This window comes from Vibrio hannami, from assembly GCF_029589055.1.
Taxonomy (GTDB): domain Bacteria; phylum Pseudomonadota; class Gammaproteobacteria; order Enterobacterales; family Vibrionaceae; genus Vibrio; species Vibrio hannami.
Genome location: NZ_JARQZP010000003.1, coordinates 664449 through 682973 on the forward strand (window position 1 = coordinate 664449; position 18525 = coordinate 682973).

The 18525-nt window shown below is 43.0% G+C and carries 17 protein-coding genes and 2 pseudogenes; 13 read left to right on the forward strand and 6 right to left on the reverse strand.

Annotation, left to right across the window (positions count from 1 at the left end):
• The first annotated feature begins 475 nt into the window (after window positions 1-475).
• Complete coding sequence (locus tag P7F88_RS04645; RefSeq protein ID WP_277822318.1) at window positions 476-667, forward strand: hypothetical protein; 192 nt, start codon at window positions 476-478, stop codon at window positions 665-667.
• A gap of 97 nt (window positions 668-764) precedes the next feature.
• Complete coding sequence (locus tag P7F88_RS04650) at window positions 765-1151, forward strand: ATP-binding protein (protein WP_277822320.1); 387 nt, start codon at window positions 765-767, stop codon at window positions 1149-1151.
• Between the two features lie 44 nt (window positions 1152-1195).
• Here P7F88_RS04650 and P7F88_RS04655 read toward each other — a convergent pair whose 3' ends face one another.
• Both P7F88_RS04655 and P7F88_RS04660 read right to left on the reverse strand, forming a co-directional pair.
• Window positions 1196-1765 (reverse strand): PhnA domain-containing protein, encoded by a 570-nt coding sequence (locus P7F88_RS04655; RefSeq protein WP_277822322.1) that lies wholly within the window; start codon window positions 1763-1765, stop codon window positions 1196-1198.
• A 100-nt stretch (window positions 1766-1865) separates the two neighbouring features.
• A complete protein-coding gene (locus tag P7F88_RS04660) occupies window positions 1866-2645 on the reverse strand; it encodes a M48 family metallopeptidase (RefSeq protein ID WP_277822324.1) in 780 nt (259 codons plus the stop codon).
• An 82-nt stretch (window positions 2646-2727) separates the two neighbouring features.
• On the opposite strand from P7F88_RS04660, the gene P7F88_RS04665 reads away from it, so the two are divergent.
• The 3 genes from P7F88_RS04665 (at window position 2728) to P7F88_RS04675 (ending at window position 5160) form a co-directional block, all read left to right on the forward strand.
• The gene (locus tag P7F88_RS04665) at window positions 2728-3162 is read left to right on the forward strand and encodes a hotdog fold thioesterase (RefSeq protein WP_277822327.1); all 435 of its coding nucleotides are present in this window, start codon (window positions 2728-2730) and stop codon (window positions 3160-3162) included.
• Window positions 3159-3389 carry a DUF3389 domain-containing protein gene (locus tag P7F88_RS04670; protein WP_277822329.1) on the forward strand — a complete coding sequence of 77 codons (231 nt, stop codon included), beginning with the start codon at window positions 3159-3161 and terminating at the stop codon, window positions 3387-3389. The genes P7F88_RS04665 and P7F88_RS04670 overlap by 4 nt, the downstream gene beginning before the upstream one ends.
• Window positions 3390-3465: 76 nt before the next feature.
• On the forward strand, window positions 3466-5160 hold the full coding sequence (locus tag P7F88_RS04675; protein ID WP_277822331.1) for an SgrR family transcriptional regulator: 1695 nt from the start codon (window positions 3466-3468) through the stop codon (window positions 5158-5160).
• Between the two features lie 52 nt (window positions 5161-5212).
• On the opposite strand, the gene P7F88_RS04680 is transcribed toward P7F88_RS04675, so the two are convergent.
• On the reverse strand, window positions 5213-5401 hold the full coding sequence (locus P7F88_RS04680; protein ID WP_277822333.1) for a hypothetical protein: 189 nt from the start codon (window positions 5399-5401) through the stop codon (window positions 5213-5215).
• Between the two features lie 211 nt (window positions 5402-5612).
• On the opposite strand from P7F88_RS04680, the pseudogene P7F88_RS04685 reads away from it, so the two are divergent.
• A pseudogene (locus tag P7F88_RS04685) lies at window positions 5613-6700 on the forward strand (beta-ketoacyl-ACP synthase 3).
• A gap of 51 nt (window positions 6701-6751) precedes the next feature.
• On the opposite strand, the pseudogene P7F88_RS04690 reads toward P7F88_RS04685, so the two are convergent.
• A pseudogene (locus P7F88_RS04690) lies at window positions 6752-8454 on the reverse strand (FAD-dependent oxidoreductase).
• A 136-nt stretch (window positions 8455-8590) separates the two neighbouring features.
• Window positions 8591-8776 (reverse strand): YgaP family membrane protein, encoded by a 186-nt coding sequence (locus P7F88_RS04695; protein WP_277822335.1) that lies wholly within the window; start codon window positions 8774-8776, stop codon window positions 8591-8593.
• A gap of 167 nt (window positions 8777-8943) precedes the next feature.
• On the opposite strand from P7F88_RS04695, the gene P7F88_RS04700 reads away from it, so the two are divergent.
• From P7F88_RS04700 to P7F88_RS04720, 5 genes are read left to right on the forward strand one after another with little or no spacing between them, the layout of a single operon-like run.
• Window positions 8944-9237: an ArsR/SmtB family transcription factor gene (locus tag P7F88_RS04700; RefSeq protein ID WP_277822337.1), complete on the forward strand. Its 294-nt coding sequence runs from the start codon at window positions 8944-8946 to the stop codon at window positions 9235-9237.
• A gap of 21 nt (window positions 9238-9258) precedes the next feature.
• Entirely contained in the window at window positions 9259-9678 is a 420-nt protein-coding gene (locus P7F88_RS04705; protein ID WP_277822339.1) for a YeeE/YedE family protein, read from the forward strand.
• A gap of 13 nt (window positions 9679-9691) precedes the next feature.
• On the forward strand, window positions 9692-10147 hold the full coding sequence (locus tag P7F88_RS04710; RefSeq protein WP_277822341.1) for a YeeE/YedE family protein: 456 nt from the start codon (window positions 9692-9694) through the stop codon (window positions 10145-10147).
• A gap of 43 nt (window positions 10148-10190) precedes the next feature.
• Window positions 10191-13508 (forward strand): efflux RND transporter permease subunit, encoded by a 3318-nt coding sequence (locus tag P7F88_RS04715; protein ID WP_277822343.1) that lies wholly within the window; start codon window positions 10191-10193, stop codon window positions 13506-13508.
• Window positions 13505-14551 (forward strand): efflux RND transporter periplasmic adaptor subunit, encoded by a 1047-nt coding sequence (locus tag P7F88_RS04720; RefSeq protein ID WP_277822345.1) that lies wholly within the window; start codon window positions 13505-13507, stop codon window positions 14549-14551. Before P7F88_RS04715 ends, P7F88_RS04720 begins: the two co-directional genes overlap by 4 nt.
• Before the next feature lie 58 nt (window positions 14552-14609).
• Here P7F88_RS04720 and P7F88_RS04725 read toward each other — a convergent pair whose 3' ends face one another.
• The gene (locus P7F88_RS04725; RefSeq protein ID WP_277822347.1) at window positions 14610-15518 is read right to left on the reverse strand and encodes an endonuclease/exonuclease/phosphatase family protein; all 909 of its coding nucleotides are present in this window, start codon (window positions 15516-15518) and stop codon (window positions 14610-14612) included.
• A 285-nt stretch (window positions 15519-15803) separates the two neighbouring features.
• On the opposite strand from P7F88_RS04725, the gene nrdD reads away from it, so the two are divergent.
• Window positions 15804-17924 (forward strand): anaerobic ribonucleoside-triphosphate reductase, encoded by a 2121-nt coding sequence (gene nrdD / locus P7F88_RS04730; RefSeq protein ID WP_277822349.1) that lies wholly within the window; start codon window positions 15804-15806, stop codon window positions 17922-17924.
• A gap of 3 nt (window positions 17925-17927) precedes the next feature.
• Window positions 17928-18401 (forward strand): anaerobic ribonucleoside-triphosphate reductase-activating protein, encoded by a 474-nt coding sequence (gene nrdG, locus P7F88_RS04735; protein WP_277822351.1) that lies wholly within the window; start codon window positions 17928-17930, stop codon window positions 18399-18401.
• Window positions 18402-18525 lie beyond the last annotated feature (124 nt).

The window sequence follows — 18525 nt, forward strand, 5'->3', positions numbered from 1 at the left end:
GTCAGCATTGGTTTATTTTGTACCTCTAGCCGGCATATAAAAGTCACTCTAAGTGAATAGCGCCAGTCATGAATTTTGACTGGCGTTTTTATATTTATAACTATCATTCATCAATAACAAGAACTGTTTTAAGAGTGTAGATGACGCACTCAATTCTTCAATGTGATTTGGATAATAATATTTTACCCGAGACCTGGCTTTGGTTAGGGCGTTTTCCGCATAGAAATTATTATGAAGTGCGCAATAGAAGAATACTACCGTCAACGATAAAGCCCATTTATACAATGATTTATGCGTAAATGCCCAATCAACCATTCAACCGAGTTATGGGTTTTGTTGCCTCTCACGAACTTTACTTTTTTCGCATAAATATTTCTAATCTGAAAATTCAATTTTTGTCATTTTTTAATAAAGCAAATTTTGGCTAATATAATACCCATAAAATCTAGTAATCAAATTTTCAAGAGAGGTGCTTATGGCTCAGGTAATGCATGCAAACGTAGTAACCGCTACAACCTCTATGGATAAGAAAACCTACTCGGTAAACATCAAAGGATTGATTGCTCATTTTCTGGATATCTTGTTTGTTTCTAATGAATCAGAAAAGACATATTATTCAGGCGAACTTTCAACACATATGCAAAAAGATATCGGCATGATGCGTTGATTGATAAATGAATTCTAAAACCCCGGCTTTGTTAGCCGGGGTTTTTCTTTTTGGTAGATATGTAATCATTTCGCTACTAAATCAATCAGGCAATTAGATGGCAGTTCAACTTATCCTACTTAGGGGCTTACCTGGGTCCGGCAAATCAACATTAGCCAGAGAGTTAATAAAAACACTCAATGCAGAGCATTACGAAGCCGATATGTATTTTGAAGATAAGCGTGGCAACTATACCTATGACGCTTCAAGGGTTGGTGATGCTCACCGCTGGTGTCAGACCTGTACCGAAGGAGCTCTTAAGAGGGGAGTGTCCGTAATTGTGGCTAATACGTTTGTAAAACAGTGGGAAATGGAGCCGTATAAGAAGATGGCTTCTGAGTTAGGTGTACAGCTGTCAGTTAGGGTATGTGTTGGCGAATACCGCAATATTCATGATGTACCTAATCATGTGATCGAAAACATGCGGAAAAATTGGGAAGAGTAAAAAGGCGCCGGAAAAGCGCCTTTATAAGTTTGGAAGAGTTTGACTTACTTCTTACGACAAAACTCACAGCGCAGCCACATAGACTGGCCTTCAACTTTGCCTGAGAACAGTTCGAAGTCATCCTTCGCAAGGCCAATGTTTCTAACCATAGTGCCTTGTTTTACTACCATGCTTGAACCTTTAACCGGCAGGTCTTTAATGATAGTCACGTTGTCACCAGCTTTTAGCTCAGCACCGTGACAGTCAACGTGTTTTAGACCGTCCTGATCCATACCAATTTCAGCCCACTGTGCTACTTCTTCTTCCATGTACATCATATCTAGCAGGTCAGTGGCCCAGCTTTCCTTCGCAGATAGACGCTTCAATTGTCTCCATGCCATAACTTGCACTGGAGGAACCTGGCTCCACATGCTGTCATTAAGGCAACGCCAGTGGTTCGCATCCATTGTCTCCGGGTTTTCTACCTGAGTTTTGCAGGTATCACAGATCATCACAGCGTGATCAACAGTTACTTGTGTGTGCGGAGAAACAATAAAAGGGGAAAGCGCAGAATCCGAACCACAAAGTTCACATTTTGAGCCACAGCGTTCTAGCATGGTTGCTTCAGTTGCCATTGTACTTACCTTTGATAGGGTTAATTTGCGCAGTATTATGCACTTTATAACGGATAATAAAAGGGTTTCATGTCAGCGCTTTATCAATATTTCGGCAAACTTAAAATTCACAATTAGGCTTACCTGCATTTGCGTTGGGCAATTGTTTAATCTTGTTCGTTAGATCGTCGATTCTGGTGCTGTGAGATGGATGAGTGGACAACAATTCCGGAGGCTGGCTTCCACCTGAGGCTTTCGCCATGTTCTTCCACAGGTCAATGCTGGCATTTGGATTGAACCCTGCTTTTGCCATCAACTCAAGCCCCACAATATCCGCTTCCGATTCCTGGGTTCGCCCATAAGGTAACAACACACCATATTGCACACCTAAACCCAATGCCGCCATAGTCATGTCGCGGTATTCATTGTTATCCATCGCTACGTTTGTAATCTGTAATCCGGCATTAGCGAGCTGTGCCTGAGAGATTCGTTCATTACTATGATTTGCGAGTACATGCGCAATCTCATGACCGATAACGGTAGCGAGTTGATCTGGCGTAGATGCGACATTCAGCAGACCGGTATAAACACCTATCTTACCTCCGGGCAGCGCAAAAGCATTGACCTGATCGCTATCAAAAACAACGACTTCCCATTCGTCAAAGCCCGGCTGCTTAGGAACATAAGGGAGTATGGAATCCGTGACGCAATGAACGTAATCAATGGTATTCTGGTCTGTACTTACCTTTTGCTCTTTCTTCATTTGTTCAAAAGATTGGCTTCCCAGGCTGACCATCTGTTGGTCTGAGAACATAATGAGCTGTTTTCTGCCTGTTGGAGAAGAACTGCAAGCCGTTATTGAGGTAATAGCAGCAGAAAGAAGAGCCATTTTCCATTTCATTCGGTTAGAATCCTTACTTTGTAGTGGTTTAGCAAATAGGTCACTTGAGTATAATAATAACACCAACCTATAAGGACGACTTATGACGATTTGGAAAAAAGAGATTGATCTCGATAAACTGAACGCCACATCCAAAAATACCCTTATCGAACATCTACAAATTGAATACACCGAAATTACTTCTGACTCACTGTCAGCCAGGATGCCTGTTTGTAGTTTTACCCATCAGCCTTTGGGAATGCTGCACGGCGGAGCATCGGTAGTATTAGCAGAAACACTGGGCTCATTAGCTGCAAACTATTGTGTTGACGAAAATTATTACTGTGTTGGTCTGGATATCAATGCAAATCATATCAGAGCAATGCGTAGCGGCTTCGTGATAGGTACTGCAAAACCGATACATCTCGGCGCGACTACCCAGGTATGGCAAATTGAAATAAATGATGAGAGGGGAAGGTTGGTGTGCTCTAGCAGGCTGACTATTGCAGTGCAGCGTAAGAAAAAGGTAACCGAGTGATTATTGAGTTTAAAAATGGCAAAGTTATCGCTAACCAGTTTGAAGTTGTTGTCCGATTAAATGGCGAAAATATGGTTACGATGCAATCTCAAGTCGATGCTATTGAACTTATTTCTGGTGCTAACGTTATCACGGCGAATGGTTCCGAATGCAAATGGTCGGTAAAGCTCGACAATGAAAACCAACTCCAACAACTGTCTCAAGAAGTCGGTATAGATATTCGATAAAAATTGCCGACGTGTATATTCTATGTGCTAAAATAGGAAATCTTCTTCATTTAGTGAATAAGGAAATTTCCTCTTTATGAGCAGTCCTCGATTACGAGCCCAGTTCGAAAAGCTGTTTGAACACTTTGACGGTAAAGACAGCGGCATACAGCTTGACGAAATTACAGAAATTTTGTTCTGTACACGTCGTAATGCCAGAATCGTTTTAAACAAGCTCGAAGAGGAAGGATGGATTGAATGGCACCCTGCTGCAGGAAGAGGAAACCTATCCAGGTTAGTCTTTAAGCGAAATAGGCAGGATGTCAGTGAGAACCTGGCTAAGCGTTACCTTGAAGAGGGAAAAATAGGGCAGGCTCTTAACGTTCTGGACAGAGACAGCGGAAAACTTGCGAAGGTAATTGAAGGCTACCTTGGTGTACAACATGTCGAGGGCGCTCAGGTAATTCGATTGCCTTACTATCGCGCTCTCTCAATGCTTAATCCCATCAAACACCACAGGCGCTCTGAACAACATATTATTCATCAGGTTTTTAGTGGTTTAACCCGGCTCGATGAAAAAGAACAAATCCAGCCTGATTTAGCACATACATGGGAAGCGCTGAGTTCTACTCACTGGCGTTTTTATCTCCGTAAGGGGATTCGGTTTCATAATGGCAACAATCTGCAGACATCCCACGTAGTTGAAAGCCTGGCTTTGTTAAGCAAGCAAAAAACGTTGTTTTCACATATAGAGAGAGTTTCTAGCCCAGCACCATTAATAGTGGATATTGAGCTTAACAAACCTGATTGGTATCTTCCGCTATTCCTTTGTGAAGCCTCGGCGAAGATAATGCCTCCTGAGGAATGGCGCTCTGACAGTTTTGACCTTTTGCCGATCGGTACAGGCCCATACAGGGTTGCATTGAACAACGACAAAAAACTGGTACTTGAAGTATTCGACGGCTATTACGGTTTCAGACCTTTGGTAGACAAGGTAGAAGTTTGGGTCATTGATGATGCTTATTCTGCCATGGTATTCCCAAGTTTATCTAATCCTATCGCACCACATAACAGTTCAGCAGATGATGTAGAGTTGGATCCTGGGTGCACATATCTGCTGCTTAACCGAAAAAATGGGCTGTTCAAGGATGAACAATGGGCGAAGTATATCGTTTCGCGACTTAACTCCTTCAATTTGTTTAAAAGCTTACCTGAACAAACCATCATCGACATGGGGCTACTGCCAGCGACGGGGCTTAAGCCTGGCTGGCAACATATGTATCATGGTGGAACGGTAGCCGAGAAGCCAGGAACGAGCAGAATAACTTTGGCTTATCATGCACAACATCCGGTATTTCCAGCTATGGTTAAGTCTATTTCAAAGCTCCTGGAGTCAGACGGTCATCATGTAGAGTTGGTTAGATACGATTATCATCTCGACAGGCCAGAAAATGTCGATATCTGGTTTAAACCAATGGGGATTGGTACAAACAGAGATGATGCGCTTGCTGCTTGGTTACTTGACTACAGTGATATTAGCAAACTGAGCAACCGCGAAACATTTGCCCATTGGCACAATATAATTGATGAGTGGCGCTCCCAAAGTGATGCTCCGTTTCCTTCAAAACAAATTGGGCTCTCGCTTTCAGAACATTGCCAGATAATACCGATGTTTCATTGTTGGTTGGGAGTAAGTAAGGATCATTGCGGTACATTGCAAAACGCTCGTTGTAATGCACTTGGCTGGTTTGATTTTAGTTCAGTTTGGATAAAGCCTGACTTAAGCGTATAGATATAAAAAACCAGCGATATGCTGGTTTTTTTTAGTGAGATAAAAAGTGTTTTTATTCGGCGCTCTCTTTATGTTCTGCGACAAATCTTTTAATAAAGTGTCTTATCTCACGTGCTGCAGATGTGTCTAAGTCTTCACACAACGCAACAAATTCATCTCGCTGCTGACCATTGATTCTGATAATCAGCTGACTATCTTTTTTATTCTGGTCATTCTTTTTCTTACTAGTAGTAGAAGCCACGATAATATCTCAAGTATATACAACGGCTATCACTTTACAGTTTTATGACGTCTAGTCAACTGGAAAAGGTCTCAATTGAGCGAATTATCGCCACTTACAAGCAAGTTAGTGACTCAGCCTTTGTTCTTGATTTAAAAGTACTCTTAACTTGGGTGACCTTTTCGTCGTATACTCCAGTACATATAAATAATAATGAATATAGAGGCGGTCAATGACTAAGTACTATGCTGAGATTACAGGTTGGGGAAAATGTGTTCCTCCTGCGGTTTTATCTAACGAAGATTTAAGTACATTTTTAGAAACGTCGGATGAATGGATCAAAAACCCGAACCGGCATAGAAAACAGACGCATAAGCCACGTTAACACATCCGATATGGCGACGGTTGCTGCAAAAAAAGCGCTTGCAGCCGCTGGCATCGAAGCAAAAGACCTGGACGTAATTATAGTGGCAACATGTTCTCCGGACTCTTTGATCCCGAACACTGCTTCTAAAGTACAGCAAAACCTTGGCGTCGCCGGAGCTGCTGCGTTCGATCTTAATGCTGCTTGTACAGGATTTGTTTACGGCCTTGAAACCGCAACTCGCTTGATTCAGGCTGGTTCATACAAGCACGCACTGATTATTGGTGCGGAAAGGCTTTCGTTCTATATAGACTGGACTAAACGCGACACCGCCGTACTTTTTGGAGATGGTGCTGGCGCGGTCGTAGTGAGTAAAACAGAAGAGAAGCTAGGACTACAGGAAGCTCTGATTGGCTGTGATTCTGACGGACGCGATATTTTATCTGTACCTAAGTTTGGTACGTGTATGGATCGTTTTGCTGCAGACAATGGCTATTGGGACTTTAACTTTGTCGGTAGAGACATCTTCAAACGTGCAGTCAAAGGGATGGGGGTAGCCGCTCAAACGGTACTCCAAAGAGCCCAAATCACTACCGACCAGATAGACCTTCTTATTCCGCATCAGGCAAATATACGGATTATCCAGACACTTGCTGATCTAGCTGGTATTGGCCAGGATCGGGCGTTTGTAAATATCCAGAACTACGGTAATACCTCTGCGGCAACTGTACCTATTGCTATTTGCGAAGCGGTGGAGCAGGGAAGGGTAAAACCAAACGATACTATTTTACTGGCAGCATTCGGAGCAGGTTTTGACCTGGGGCGCTGGTCTTCTAAAATGGGGTGAGAGAGTTGAACCAATCAACACCTCTGACGCAGCTTTGCCTGAATGTGATAAGACCGCACTTGAACTTCTTGATAACGCAATAAAACATTGCCAAAGCCGAAAAGGCTAAGAAGTAATCGTTAGTAGTGAAACTAGGGAGCCATTGGCTCCCTATATATTTTTAAGCTTTCGAGAACATATAGGTTCTGTAACCACCTACAATATTGCGGGCGTTATATCCTCGGTTTGTAAGTTGACGACACGCTACGTTACCACGTAATCCTACTGCGCAGAGCACGAGAATCTCTTTATCTTTAGGAAGTTCTTCCATACGGTTTCTTAGATCGTCCACAGGAATGTTCACTGAATTTGGAAGCGTGCCAAACTTTTGAATTTCTCCCGGTGTACGAACATCTAGAACAAGCTGATCAGCTTTTAGCGCATCCAGCTCTTCAAAATGAATCGCTTTAATATCACCGTTTTCGATATTGTTTGCGACAAAAGCAGCCTGATTAATCACATCCTTTGCACTACCGAATGGTGGAGCATAAGTTAGCTCAAGATGTTGTAGCTGATCTATAGTCATTCCGGCTCTCTGCGCCACTGCCATGATATCGATACGCTTATCGACACCATCTTTACCGGCAGCTTGTGCTCCCAGAATTTTTTAGTCTCGGGACAATACAGCATCTTAAACGAAACGATTTCTGCTCCAGGATAGTAGCTTGCATGGCTAGCGGTATGCACATAAATCTTTTTGTATGGGATACCTTCACGCTTTAGCGACTTTTCATTCTTACCAGTGGACGCAATTGCAAGGTCGAAAATCTTACAGATCGCGGTTCCCTGAGTCCCCTGATAAGTTTCTTCACGTCCAAGCATGTTATCGGCAGCCATTCTTCCCTGACGGTTAGCCGGACCCGCTAATGGAACAAGGGTCGGATTACCCGTCACAAAATCAACTTCTTCAACCGCATCACCTACCGCGTATATAGAAGGGTCGCTGGTTTGCATACTTGGGTTTGTCCAGATACCGCCAAGATCACCAACTTTAAGTCCTGCTTCCTGAGCCAGTTTGGTTTCAGGGCGAACACCGATAGCCATAACGAGAATTTCTGTCTCTATTTTATCGCCGTTACTAAGCGTCAGGTTCAGGTGACCTTCAATGTGCGAATGCTCATTGGACTCACCACTCTCCAGATTAGGTACATGAGGTTCCTGAACATACTCAACCGCTTCTAGTGCAACCCCCAACCTTAAATCGACACCACGCTCTTTGATTTCAGCATGTGCAAAACCTGCCATTTCACGGTCTACCGGAGTCATTACCTGATCAGCAAGTTCAACCAATGTCGTTTTAATGCCTAACTGATGAAAAGCTTCCATCATCTCCAGACCAATAAATCCACCACCAACGACAGTCGCGTGTTCTGGGCGGTTCATCTTAATAGTGTTAAGAATCTTATCCATATCAGGGATATTACGCAGCGAATGCGTTAATGGATTATCTATTCCAGGGATAAGCGGCACAATAGGGCCTGCACCAGGGCTTAAAAGTAAGAAATCGTAAGACTCAGTGTATTCAGAGCCGTCAAGTACGTTTCTGATCGTCACCTCTTTTTGTTCTTTGTTCACGCTGATCACTTCACTCATGATTCTAACGTCTACATTAAATCGGGCTAAGAAGCTTTGTGGTGTTTGCAAAAGCAGGTTAGAACGCTCGGTAATATCTCCACCGATATGATAGGGAAGGCCACAGTTAGCAAACGATACGAACTCTCCACGTTCGAACATGATAATCTCTGCGTCTTCGCTTAGGCGACGTGCACGTGCCGCCGCAGAAGCTCCGCCTGCAACACCACCGACTATTACGATTTTGGTCATTTTTATCTCCAACTAACAATCTGTTGTAACCACAAACATAAAAAACAAAAAAGCACACACGCCATGAAAATGTATTGGGTCTGTTGACCTTATATACATGGCTAGTGCATGCAATGCTTTTTTGTGTTCTATATTACTATTGCAGCCCGAGCTTTTTCAGGAAAAAGTTTGCAGGGCAAATACCAGTGAAGGCACTTTGAATTAAGTTCAGTCCAACAAACACTGTAAGCCAAACGAAATTAGGGTGCACCGTAACTGTGAGAATTACTGAGAGCAATATCATGCTTCCGGCTAATACTCTTACTCCATTTTCGAGTGTCATCGCTTTCTCCTTGAGTGGTCGTCTCTTCTATTAGATGTAGTTAATATAAACCCCTAAATTAGATATGTCTAATATTATTTTGGTTCATTTAAAATTACTAATTAAGCATTGACTAATTAATCTATATTAGTATTATCTAAACAATACATACGATATCGAGGTGCCTGATGGATATTGAAAAAATGCAGATAAATGCTGAAGAAGTGTCAGATCTTTTAAAAACAATGGCACATCCAGACAGGTTACTCGTGTTATGTCAGTTAACAAAAGGTGAGGTAGGTGCAGGGAAGTTACAGGCATGTTCGAGCTTAAGCCAGTCGGCGTTTTCGCAACATCTTACCGTATTAAAAAAACACAAGTTGGTTAGTGTAAGGAAAGAGTCTCAACAAGTTTTCTATTCATTAGCGGATCATCGAGTTTCTGATCTTATCAAAAGTTTACACACTATTTATTGTAATTAACGTAGTAAAAGAGGTTTACGTATGGGCTTTAGCATTCCCTGGGAGTCACTATTTGGAGGAATACTACTGGGTATTTCGGCGACAATTTTGTTGCTGTTTAACGGTAAAATTGCAGGGATAAGTGGGGTTTTAACAGGGTTACTTACTCCAAAATCAAATGACTACTCATGGCGTTTCTTATTTTTTGCAGGAATGATCCTGGGTGGATTTATTAGTACTGCATTTTTGGGCGCACATATTCCAACTGAGTTTGCAGCAACTCCTATGATGATTGCTGTAGCAGGATTACTGGTTGGTATCGGAACCAAATTGGGTAACGGATGTACAAGTGGACACGGTATATGCGGCATTGGCCGATTATCTCATCGCTCAATTATCGCGACCTGTGTATTCATGTTGACTGCGGGTATCACCGTATTTTTCCGCCTTCACTTGCTGTAACCCGGAGAGTCTTATGTTTCGTTTGATTGCGTTATTTTCAGGTATTTTATTTGGTATTGGTATGGGGGTTTCCGGAATGGCAGACCCTGCTAATGTAATAGGCTTTTTGGATGTTGCAGGAAGTTGGGTTCCTAATTTGGCTTTTGTAATGGGCGGTGCGCTGATGGTATTTATGCCTGCTTATTTCTTCATTATAAAACCAAGGGAGACCCCAGTTGTTGCTGGCGAGTTTTGTATGGCAAACAGTAAAAAGGTGGATACAAGGCTTATTACAGGAGCATCACTGTTTGGTATTGGCTGGGGATTGGTTGGAATTTGCCCCGGACCTGCGGTGGCTTCATTAGCAGCAGGCAATGGAGGTGTTATTTTGTTTTTCGCTTTCATGATGGTTGGGTTGGGAATAACTAATTTACTGATTTGCATCAATAAAAATAGAGAATCAAAAACACAAGTTGTGTCTAGCAACTAGTTTTAATAGATAACTCTACATAAAGGACTATTAAGGAGGGAAAATGGAAAAGGAATTAAAATCTGGCCTGGTGTACAAGGTGATGAACAGTTTTTTCCCTCCTATTCTCATTATTTTTGCGTTGCTGGTTGGGGCCGTATCTCTTTGGTTAACACCCAAGGAAGAAGATCCCCAGATTGTCGTACCAATGGCGGACGTAATCATTCAGGCTCCGGGGCTAAGTGCCAAACAGGTAGAAAAGCAAGTTACAGAACCACTTGAAAAGCTACTTAGCCAAATTGACGGCGTAGAATACGTTTACTCATCCTCGATGAAAGGAGCCGCGCAGGTTATTGTGCGTTATTTTGTCGGAGAAGGGCGAGAAGACGCGTTAATCAAACTTTACAACAAACTCTACTCTAACCAGGATAAAATCCCTTCATCTGTTACAAGCTGGATCGTTAAACCAGTTGAAATCGATGATGTTCCTATTGTAGTTGCTTCAATCTATTCAACCAAACCGGGCATCGTTTCTTCCTACGAGCTAAGAAGAATTGCGCAGCAGGCGACACAAAGGCTAAAAGCACTCGATAGCACAAACGTGGTAGAAGTGGTTGGCGGCCAATCACGAATCGTGGAGGTTGCGCTCGATACCGCCTCTATGGCAAGCCGAAGAACGACGATTGACGATCTACAAAACGCGTTCAAATTAAGCCATACCAAACAGGATTCCGGTCTAATACACCTTTCCGGTAAAGTTTACCAGTTGGACTCTGGTCAGTTCTTTACTAGTTCAGAAGAACTTGGTTCTTTGGTCGTCAATGTTGTCGATGGTAAACCTGTTTACTTACAAGACATCGCCACTATTACCGATGGACCCGAGGAACCGTGGAACGACACCTGGTTTCAATACGGACCGGCAGATCAAGAGATAAGTGATGTATATCCAGCCGTATTTATTTCGGTTGCCAAGCAAAAAGGCGCTAACGCTGTTGGTGTTGCCGAGAGTGTACTTGAAGAGCTAAATCATATACAGCGGACTCAATTTCCCGACTCAGTGGAAGTGAGCATCATTAGGAATTATGGCCAGACAGCCAGCGATAAAGTTTCGAATCTGGTTTCGAGCCTCGGTATCGCGATTCTTACTGTTGTCGTGTTTGTAGGGCTGTTCCTAAATTGGAGAAGCGCGTTAGTTGTTGGTATCGCAATCCCTATTAGCTATGGTGCTGCATTGGGAATGGATTTGCTGTTTGGATATTCCATAAACAGAGTAACCCTGTTTGCCTTGATTCTGGCGCTTGGCTTGATTGTAGACGACCCAATCGCGAGTATTGATAACATCGAGCGCTACCTGAAACGAAAAGACCTTACTCGCACTAAAGCCATTGTTTTTGCTATGGCTGAAATCCGCAACGCGCTGCTGATGTCGACAGTTGCTATCGTTATTGTATTTACCCCTATGTTCTTTATCACCGGAATGATGGGGCCATATATGGGGCCGCTGGCATTTAACGTCCCGATTAGTGTTATTTTTAGTACCTTCGTTGCGTTCATGATTACCCCCTGGCTGGCGAAAAAGATCCTTAGAGCTGCGGATGAAAAAGGTGTTTATGATGTAAAAACCACACTGCTTTATAAGTGGTATCAGAAATTGCTTCTTCCACTGCTATCAAGTCGCAGTAAGAGTTGGATGTTTCTTGGCCTGGTTGCGGTATTGTTTTTTTCAGCAGCGCTACTACCGGCTTTAAGGCTGGTACCGCTAAAACTGCTACCGTACGACAACAAAAATGAGTTCCAACTGGTGCTGAACATGCCTGAGCAGAGCAGTTTTGTTCGTACATCTAATGTGCTTCGAGAGTTTTCGGATTATCTGATTACCGTTCCTGAAGTAAGTTCTGTATCAGCATTCTCTGGTGTGGCATCGCCAATGGACTTTAACGGAATGGTTCGTCACTACTTTATGCGTAACTTACCAAGTCAGGGTGAACTAAGAATCGTATTGGCGGATAAAGATCGTCGACATCATCAGTCTCATGAAGTGGTCACCAGATTACGAAACGATCTGCAGTCCATCGCCAATAAACATAACGCTGATATACAACTGGTTGAAATGCCACCAGGGCCACCAGTAATTGCCACCATTACTGCAGAAGTCTATGGCGAAGAGACGACATCATATTCCCGTCTGCAAGAGCAGGCCAATGTGCTGGCAGACAGGCTAAAGCGCGAAGAGTTCGTCACCGAAGTAGACACCAGTATTCAGGGTACCTACGAAACCTGGCAGTTTATCGTCGATAGGGAAAAAGCCGCATTATCAGGTGTGTCTGTATATGACGTAAACCAGACTATACGCGCCGCAAATAAAGGTTTTGTTTTGGCGAATCTGAATGCAGAACGAGAAATCAATGAGCTACCGATTTTCGTGCGATTACCCGAAACCAATCGTGATGATATCCATCAGCTGATGTCACTGTATGTTAAAGGGAGGCCGGGTATCAGTAAACAGGTCGTACAAGGTTCTCTTGTTGACGCGCCGCAACCATTAGTGCAGTTGTCCGAGATTGGTCAGTTCGTTAAACACGATACCAATCAGCCAATTTTTCACAAAAACCTTAAGCCTGTAGTTTATGTCTACGCGGAAACAGTAGGGCGAGTTCCAGGCGAAATTGTTGCAGATGTGATTTCCGATCAAGGTGAAGAAAGTTTGCAATCAAGACGCTCTCTGGCAGAACGTCACTATTTTAACAATGGCGCAGGAGATGGGTGGTCACTTGATAAAGATATACATGTCGTCTGGAGTGGCGAAGGGGAGTGGAAGATTACCGTTGATGTATTTCGGGATCTGGGTATCGCCTACGGTGCCGCACTGCTGGGTGTATTTATCGTAATGTTGATACAAACGGGTTTACCAGCAGTATCGGGCATTATTATGTTAGCCATCCCACTGACCGTCATCGGAATAATGCCCGGATTCTGGCTACTTAATGCGTTAAGTGAACCCATAGAAGGGTATCCAAATCCGGCGCTTTTCACTGCAACAGCGATGATAGGCATGATAGCACTTGCAGGTATAGTGGTTCGCAACTCTCTGGTGCTAATAGAGTTTATTCAACAGTCACTTAAAGATGGAATACCACTACAAGAAGCGCTTATTCAGTCAGGCGCGGTAAGGATGAGACCCATACTTCTGACCGCTGGTACGACGTTACTGGGTAACATAGTTATCACTCTTGACCCAATTTTTAATGGACTAGCGTGGGCAATCATTTTTGGTATTGCAGCATCTACCGTATTTACACTGTTTGTAATTCCGGTTGTATACAACCTTGCATATCAGAATACAGAAGGGCATGGACTACCTGTTCAGGAGGAAGAAATATGAAAATGTCAAAATTGATTCTAGGAGTCGTTCTGTTCTCCATACTGGGTGTCTTATTTCTGCATATGGCGGGATATTTTACCGAGAAATTGCCAGAACAACGTATTGTCAGGCTGGCTGATCTGAGCAATGCACAAACGGTCACGATAAAAGAGAGCAATGTTCCGGTTGATAGGACATACACAGGTACAGTGATCTCCGATCAACAGGCCACCTTGTCAGCCAGGCTAACAGCGAAGGTTGCTGAAGTGCTATTTGATGTTGGAGACCGGGTTGAAAAAGGTGATGTGATAATGCGCCTTGAAAGTGGCGATCTGGACGCGAGAGTTTTACAAACTCAGGAAGCGTTATCTTCAGCCCAGGCTAGACTAAACGCTGCTCGTAAAGAGTATAAACGTGTCAAAGAACTAGTAGGCCGTAAGCTACTGTCGCAATCCGAGTTTGATCGAGCAGAAAGTGAACTAAAAACAAGCGAGGCAGACTTCAGGCAAGCTCAGGCTGCGGTAACAGAAGCGCAAACAACGTCGTCTTACAGCATCATTACCGCGCCCTTCGACGGTCTTATCACTCAACGCCCAATTAACCAGGGAGACACGGCTACACCAGGTATGGCATTGCTTAGTCTTTATAACCCAAAAACAATGCAGTTAGAGTCGAGCATTTCCGAGAGTCTGATTTCAAATATAACGCTCGGAAGTAAGTTAAGTTATCAACTACCTACTTACGATGTTCAAGGTGTTGGCGAAGTCGTAGAAATCGCCCCAGCCGCAGACCACAACTCTCGCAGCTTTACCGTAAAAGTCGCTTTAGATAGTAAACTCGGAGTTTATCCCGGTATCTTTGGCCGGATAATAGTAGAAGAGGGGACACACAATATAATCCAACTTCCGGAGGATGCGGTTTTTCATGTGGGCCAGCTCGACTATGTAAAAGTCGTTGATGAAGGTATCGTTAAACACCGGTTAGTACAGCTTGGTGCCGATAACCGCGTTAGGAAGGGGATAAACGCAGGCGACGTCGTGCTATTAAACCCACTTTCTTATTAAGTGGGTTCTAAAAGCCGTGTTTTTTATTCTATATTCTTGAGGCGACACGGCTTATCCATCAAATATCAAATGCGGAAACCAAAGGACAGTGGTCACTCAACTGATACCGGTGTAGGTCAGATTCATCATATAGAAACTGGTAAGGCAGATTCATTTCCAGATCCTTACTAGAGATAATATGGTCGATTAGGCTACGGTAAGAATGCAACTTTCTTTTTTGTTTGTTCGAGCGCACATAACAATGGGATTTAGTATTTCGAGTCTTAAGTTCAGTTTGAGACGAAACGCCTTTACTGATCACATTGAACAGCCAGTCATTTTTGTAACTCAGATTGTGGTTAAAATCCCCGACCACAATAAATTTCTGTTTACGCTTTATGCGCTCACTAATCCATTGATTAATTCCTTCAGCCTCCGACTTTAGAGATCGGCAACTACGATTGTTCTTATATTTTCCCCTGCAGCCTGCCTTAAGGTGCACTGAAAGCAGGTGAACTTCTCCCTGCTCTGTCCTAACTGAAAGGTGGCTAGCAAACCTTAGCTTCGTTGATGGTGTTGATGCTAAATGCAGGCTAGGGTAACTTTTGATGATTAGAGAAGAGCGATAAGCAAACCCTGTGTATTGGTTAATATCGCTGAACTGGTGTGAGCTATATGTGGTTTCCGATCGCTCGGATAACATTATCTTGTAGTCTAAACCAACTAATTTTTTGATTGATTCAACGTCATTCACCTCTTGAAAGGCCAAAATATCCGGAGACATCCGAGTAAAGTAGCTTTGTAATGCCTGAAAGTCTTGCCTACTTCGTTGAGATTGAGGGAATCGTTCAATTGGTGAAGAAGTGAGCCATTCTAAATTCCATGATGCAATTGAAAGCTGTCCGGCATAAACCGTGCCGATTGACAGTAAATAGATACAAAATAGTGAAGTCCATCGAGTAATTTTTAGTAATATTGTATTTCTCATATCTGATACATCTCTCTAAGTCTTGCAGCTAAAGACTATCAAAAAAATCAAGTTTCAAACGACACTTTTTACATGAAATTTATGTTTATTTTTATAACGAGATCTCATGCATTAAGATCGATTTGATCTTAGTCAGCTCTCATTGTTTTTTGATCTCGATCAATACTATTCGTCAGTTAAATGCGTTTAATACGCCACAATATATTGTGTCTGTTCATCGAAAAGTAGCCCTATATGGTGTGTTTGTGTATACGCTGTGCATAACGTTGGGGTAAGGAGTATAAATTGAAATTGGTCGTTATTAAGAGAGATGGTTCTCGTGCCCCTTTTACAAAGGATCGCATCATTGCAGCAGTGGAAAGCTCAGCGACTTATATTGACTCAGAAGTAACCGCATATGCACACACTGTAGCTCAAAAAGTAGAGTCACTTCTCGCCGACCGATACGAAGTTGATATTCGTGATATTCAAATGTTGGTTGAAAACGAAATGATGCAGGGTCCATACAAAGGTATGGCACGCTCATATATCGAGTACAGACACGACCGAGATATTGCACGGGAGAAAAAGAGTGCACTAAGCCAGGAAATTCAGGGCCTGATCGAACAGAGCAATGCAGATCTGCTAAATGAAAATGCCAACAAAGACGGTAAAGTAATCCCTACACAACGAGATTTGCTTGCCGGAATCGTTGCAAAACACTACGCGAAGACACATATTTTACCTCGTGACGTTGTTCAAGCACACGACAATGGTGACATTCATTACCACGACCTGGATTACGCACCGTTTTTCCCAATGTTTAACTGTATGCTTATCGACCTTCGAGGCATGCTGACGCACGGGTTTAAAATGGGTAACGCGGAGATCGATACGCCGAAATCTATCTCTACCGCGACTGCAGTAACCGCTCAAATCATCGCTCAGGTTGCGTCTCATATTTACGGCGGAACCACAATTAACGCTATCGATGAGATCCTGGAACCATATGTAATGGCTAGCTACGAAAAACACCTGGAAGTAGCTAAAGAGTGGGATATCCACGATCCAAAAGCGTTCGCAAAAGCGCGTACAGAAAAAGAGTGTTACGACGCATTCCAGTCTCTGGAATATGAAGTAAATACCCTTCATACAGCAAATGGTCAAACACCGTTTGTGACATTCGGTTTTGGTCTGGGAACAAGCTGGGCTTCAAAGCTAATCCAGGCATCCATTTTGAAAAACCGTATTGCTGGTCTGGGTAAAAACCGTAAAACAGCTGTATTCCCTAAATTGGTATTTGCGATTAAAGATGGTTTGAACCATGCACCAAGCGATCCAAACTATGATATCAAGCAGCTTGCTCTTCAGTGTGCGTCTAAGCGTATGTATCCTGATATCCTGAACTACGACAAGGTTGTAGAAGTGACTGGATCATTCAAAACGCCTATGGGATGTCGCAGTTTCTTGAACCCATACGAAGAAGCGGGTGAAATCGTCCACGATGGTCGTAATAACCTTGGTGTTGTAAGTCTGAACCTGCCAAGAATCGCTATCAAGTCAAACGGTGATGAGCGTAAGTTCTACAAACTTCTGGACGAAGGACTACAACTAGCAAGAAGGGCACTTGAAACCCGTATTTCTCGTTTAGAAACCGTAAAAGCACGTGTTGCTCCTATTCTTTATATGGAAGGCGCATGTGGCGTTCGCTTACAACCTGACGACTCTATCGCTGAGATCTTCAAGAACGGTCGTGCGTCTATTTCACTTGGCTACATTGGTATTCACGAAACAATCAACGCACTTTACAAAAATAGTGCACACGTTTACGACGATCCTAATCTGGCTGAGAAAGCGGTTGAGATTGTTAGCTTTATGAAGCGTGCGGTTGATTCCTGGAAAAATGAAACAGGTTATGCATTCAGCCTGTATGGAACGCCTAGTGAGAACCTATGTAACCGTTTTTGCCGAATCGATGCAAAAGATTTTGGCGTTATTGAGGGTGTTACAGATAAAGGTTACTACACAAACAGTTTCCATTTAGATGTCGAAAAGAAAGTTAACCCATACGACAAGATCGATTTCGAAATGGATTATCCTGCTGTGTCTAATGGTGGTTTTATCTGTTACGGCGAGTTCCCTAACATGCAACAGAACATCGAAGCGCTTGAAAATGTGTGGGATTACAGCTACAGCCGAGTACCTTATTACGGCACGAATACACCAATTGACGAATGTTATGAGTGCGGATTTGAAGGCGAATTCGAATGTACAAGTAAGGGTTTTACTTGCCCTAAATGCGGTAACCATGACTCAACTAAAGTATCTGTAACCCGACGCGTGTGTGGTTACCTTGGCAGCCCTGACGCTCGCCCATTCAACCTGGGCAAACAGGAAGAAGTTAAGCGTCGAGTGAAGCACTTATAATCGATGAATTACAGCCAATATTATCCTATTGATGTTGTAAACGGCCAGGGCACGCGTTGCGTGCTCTTTGTTTCTGGCTGCATTCATCAGTGCAAAGGATGTTACAACAAAAAAACCTGGTCGCTCGATTCTGGCCTTCCGTTTACACAAGAAATGGAAGACCAGATCATTAATGACCTGAACGATACTCGTATTAAAAGGAGAGGGCTCTCATTATCGGGAGGTGACCCACTTCACCCTGACAATCTGACAGCGGTTCTTCAATTGGTAAAACGTGTGCGTAGTGAATGTCCGGGGAAAGATATCTGGGCATGGACTGGCTATATTCTGGACGAGTTAACTGCTGTTCAAAAGGAAGTTGTAGAACAGATTGATGTGCTAATAGACGGCAAATTTGAGCAAGAAAAAGCTGATCCAAGTCTCAAATGGCGTGGAAGTTCCAATCAGGTGATTCATTATTTCAACACCCCTACATAAGCTGACCCGCTTCTCGTTTCCCATACTAAAAGTGTGTTTATTCGCTCAATAGCTCGAAGATAACCAGCTACTTAATTATTATTACATACATAAATATTCCTAAAAATATTTGGTAATAATAAGA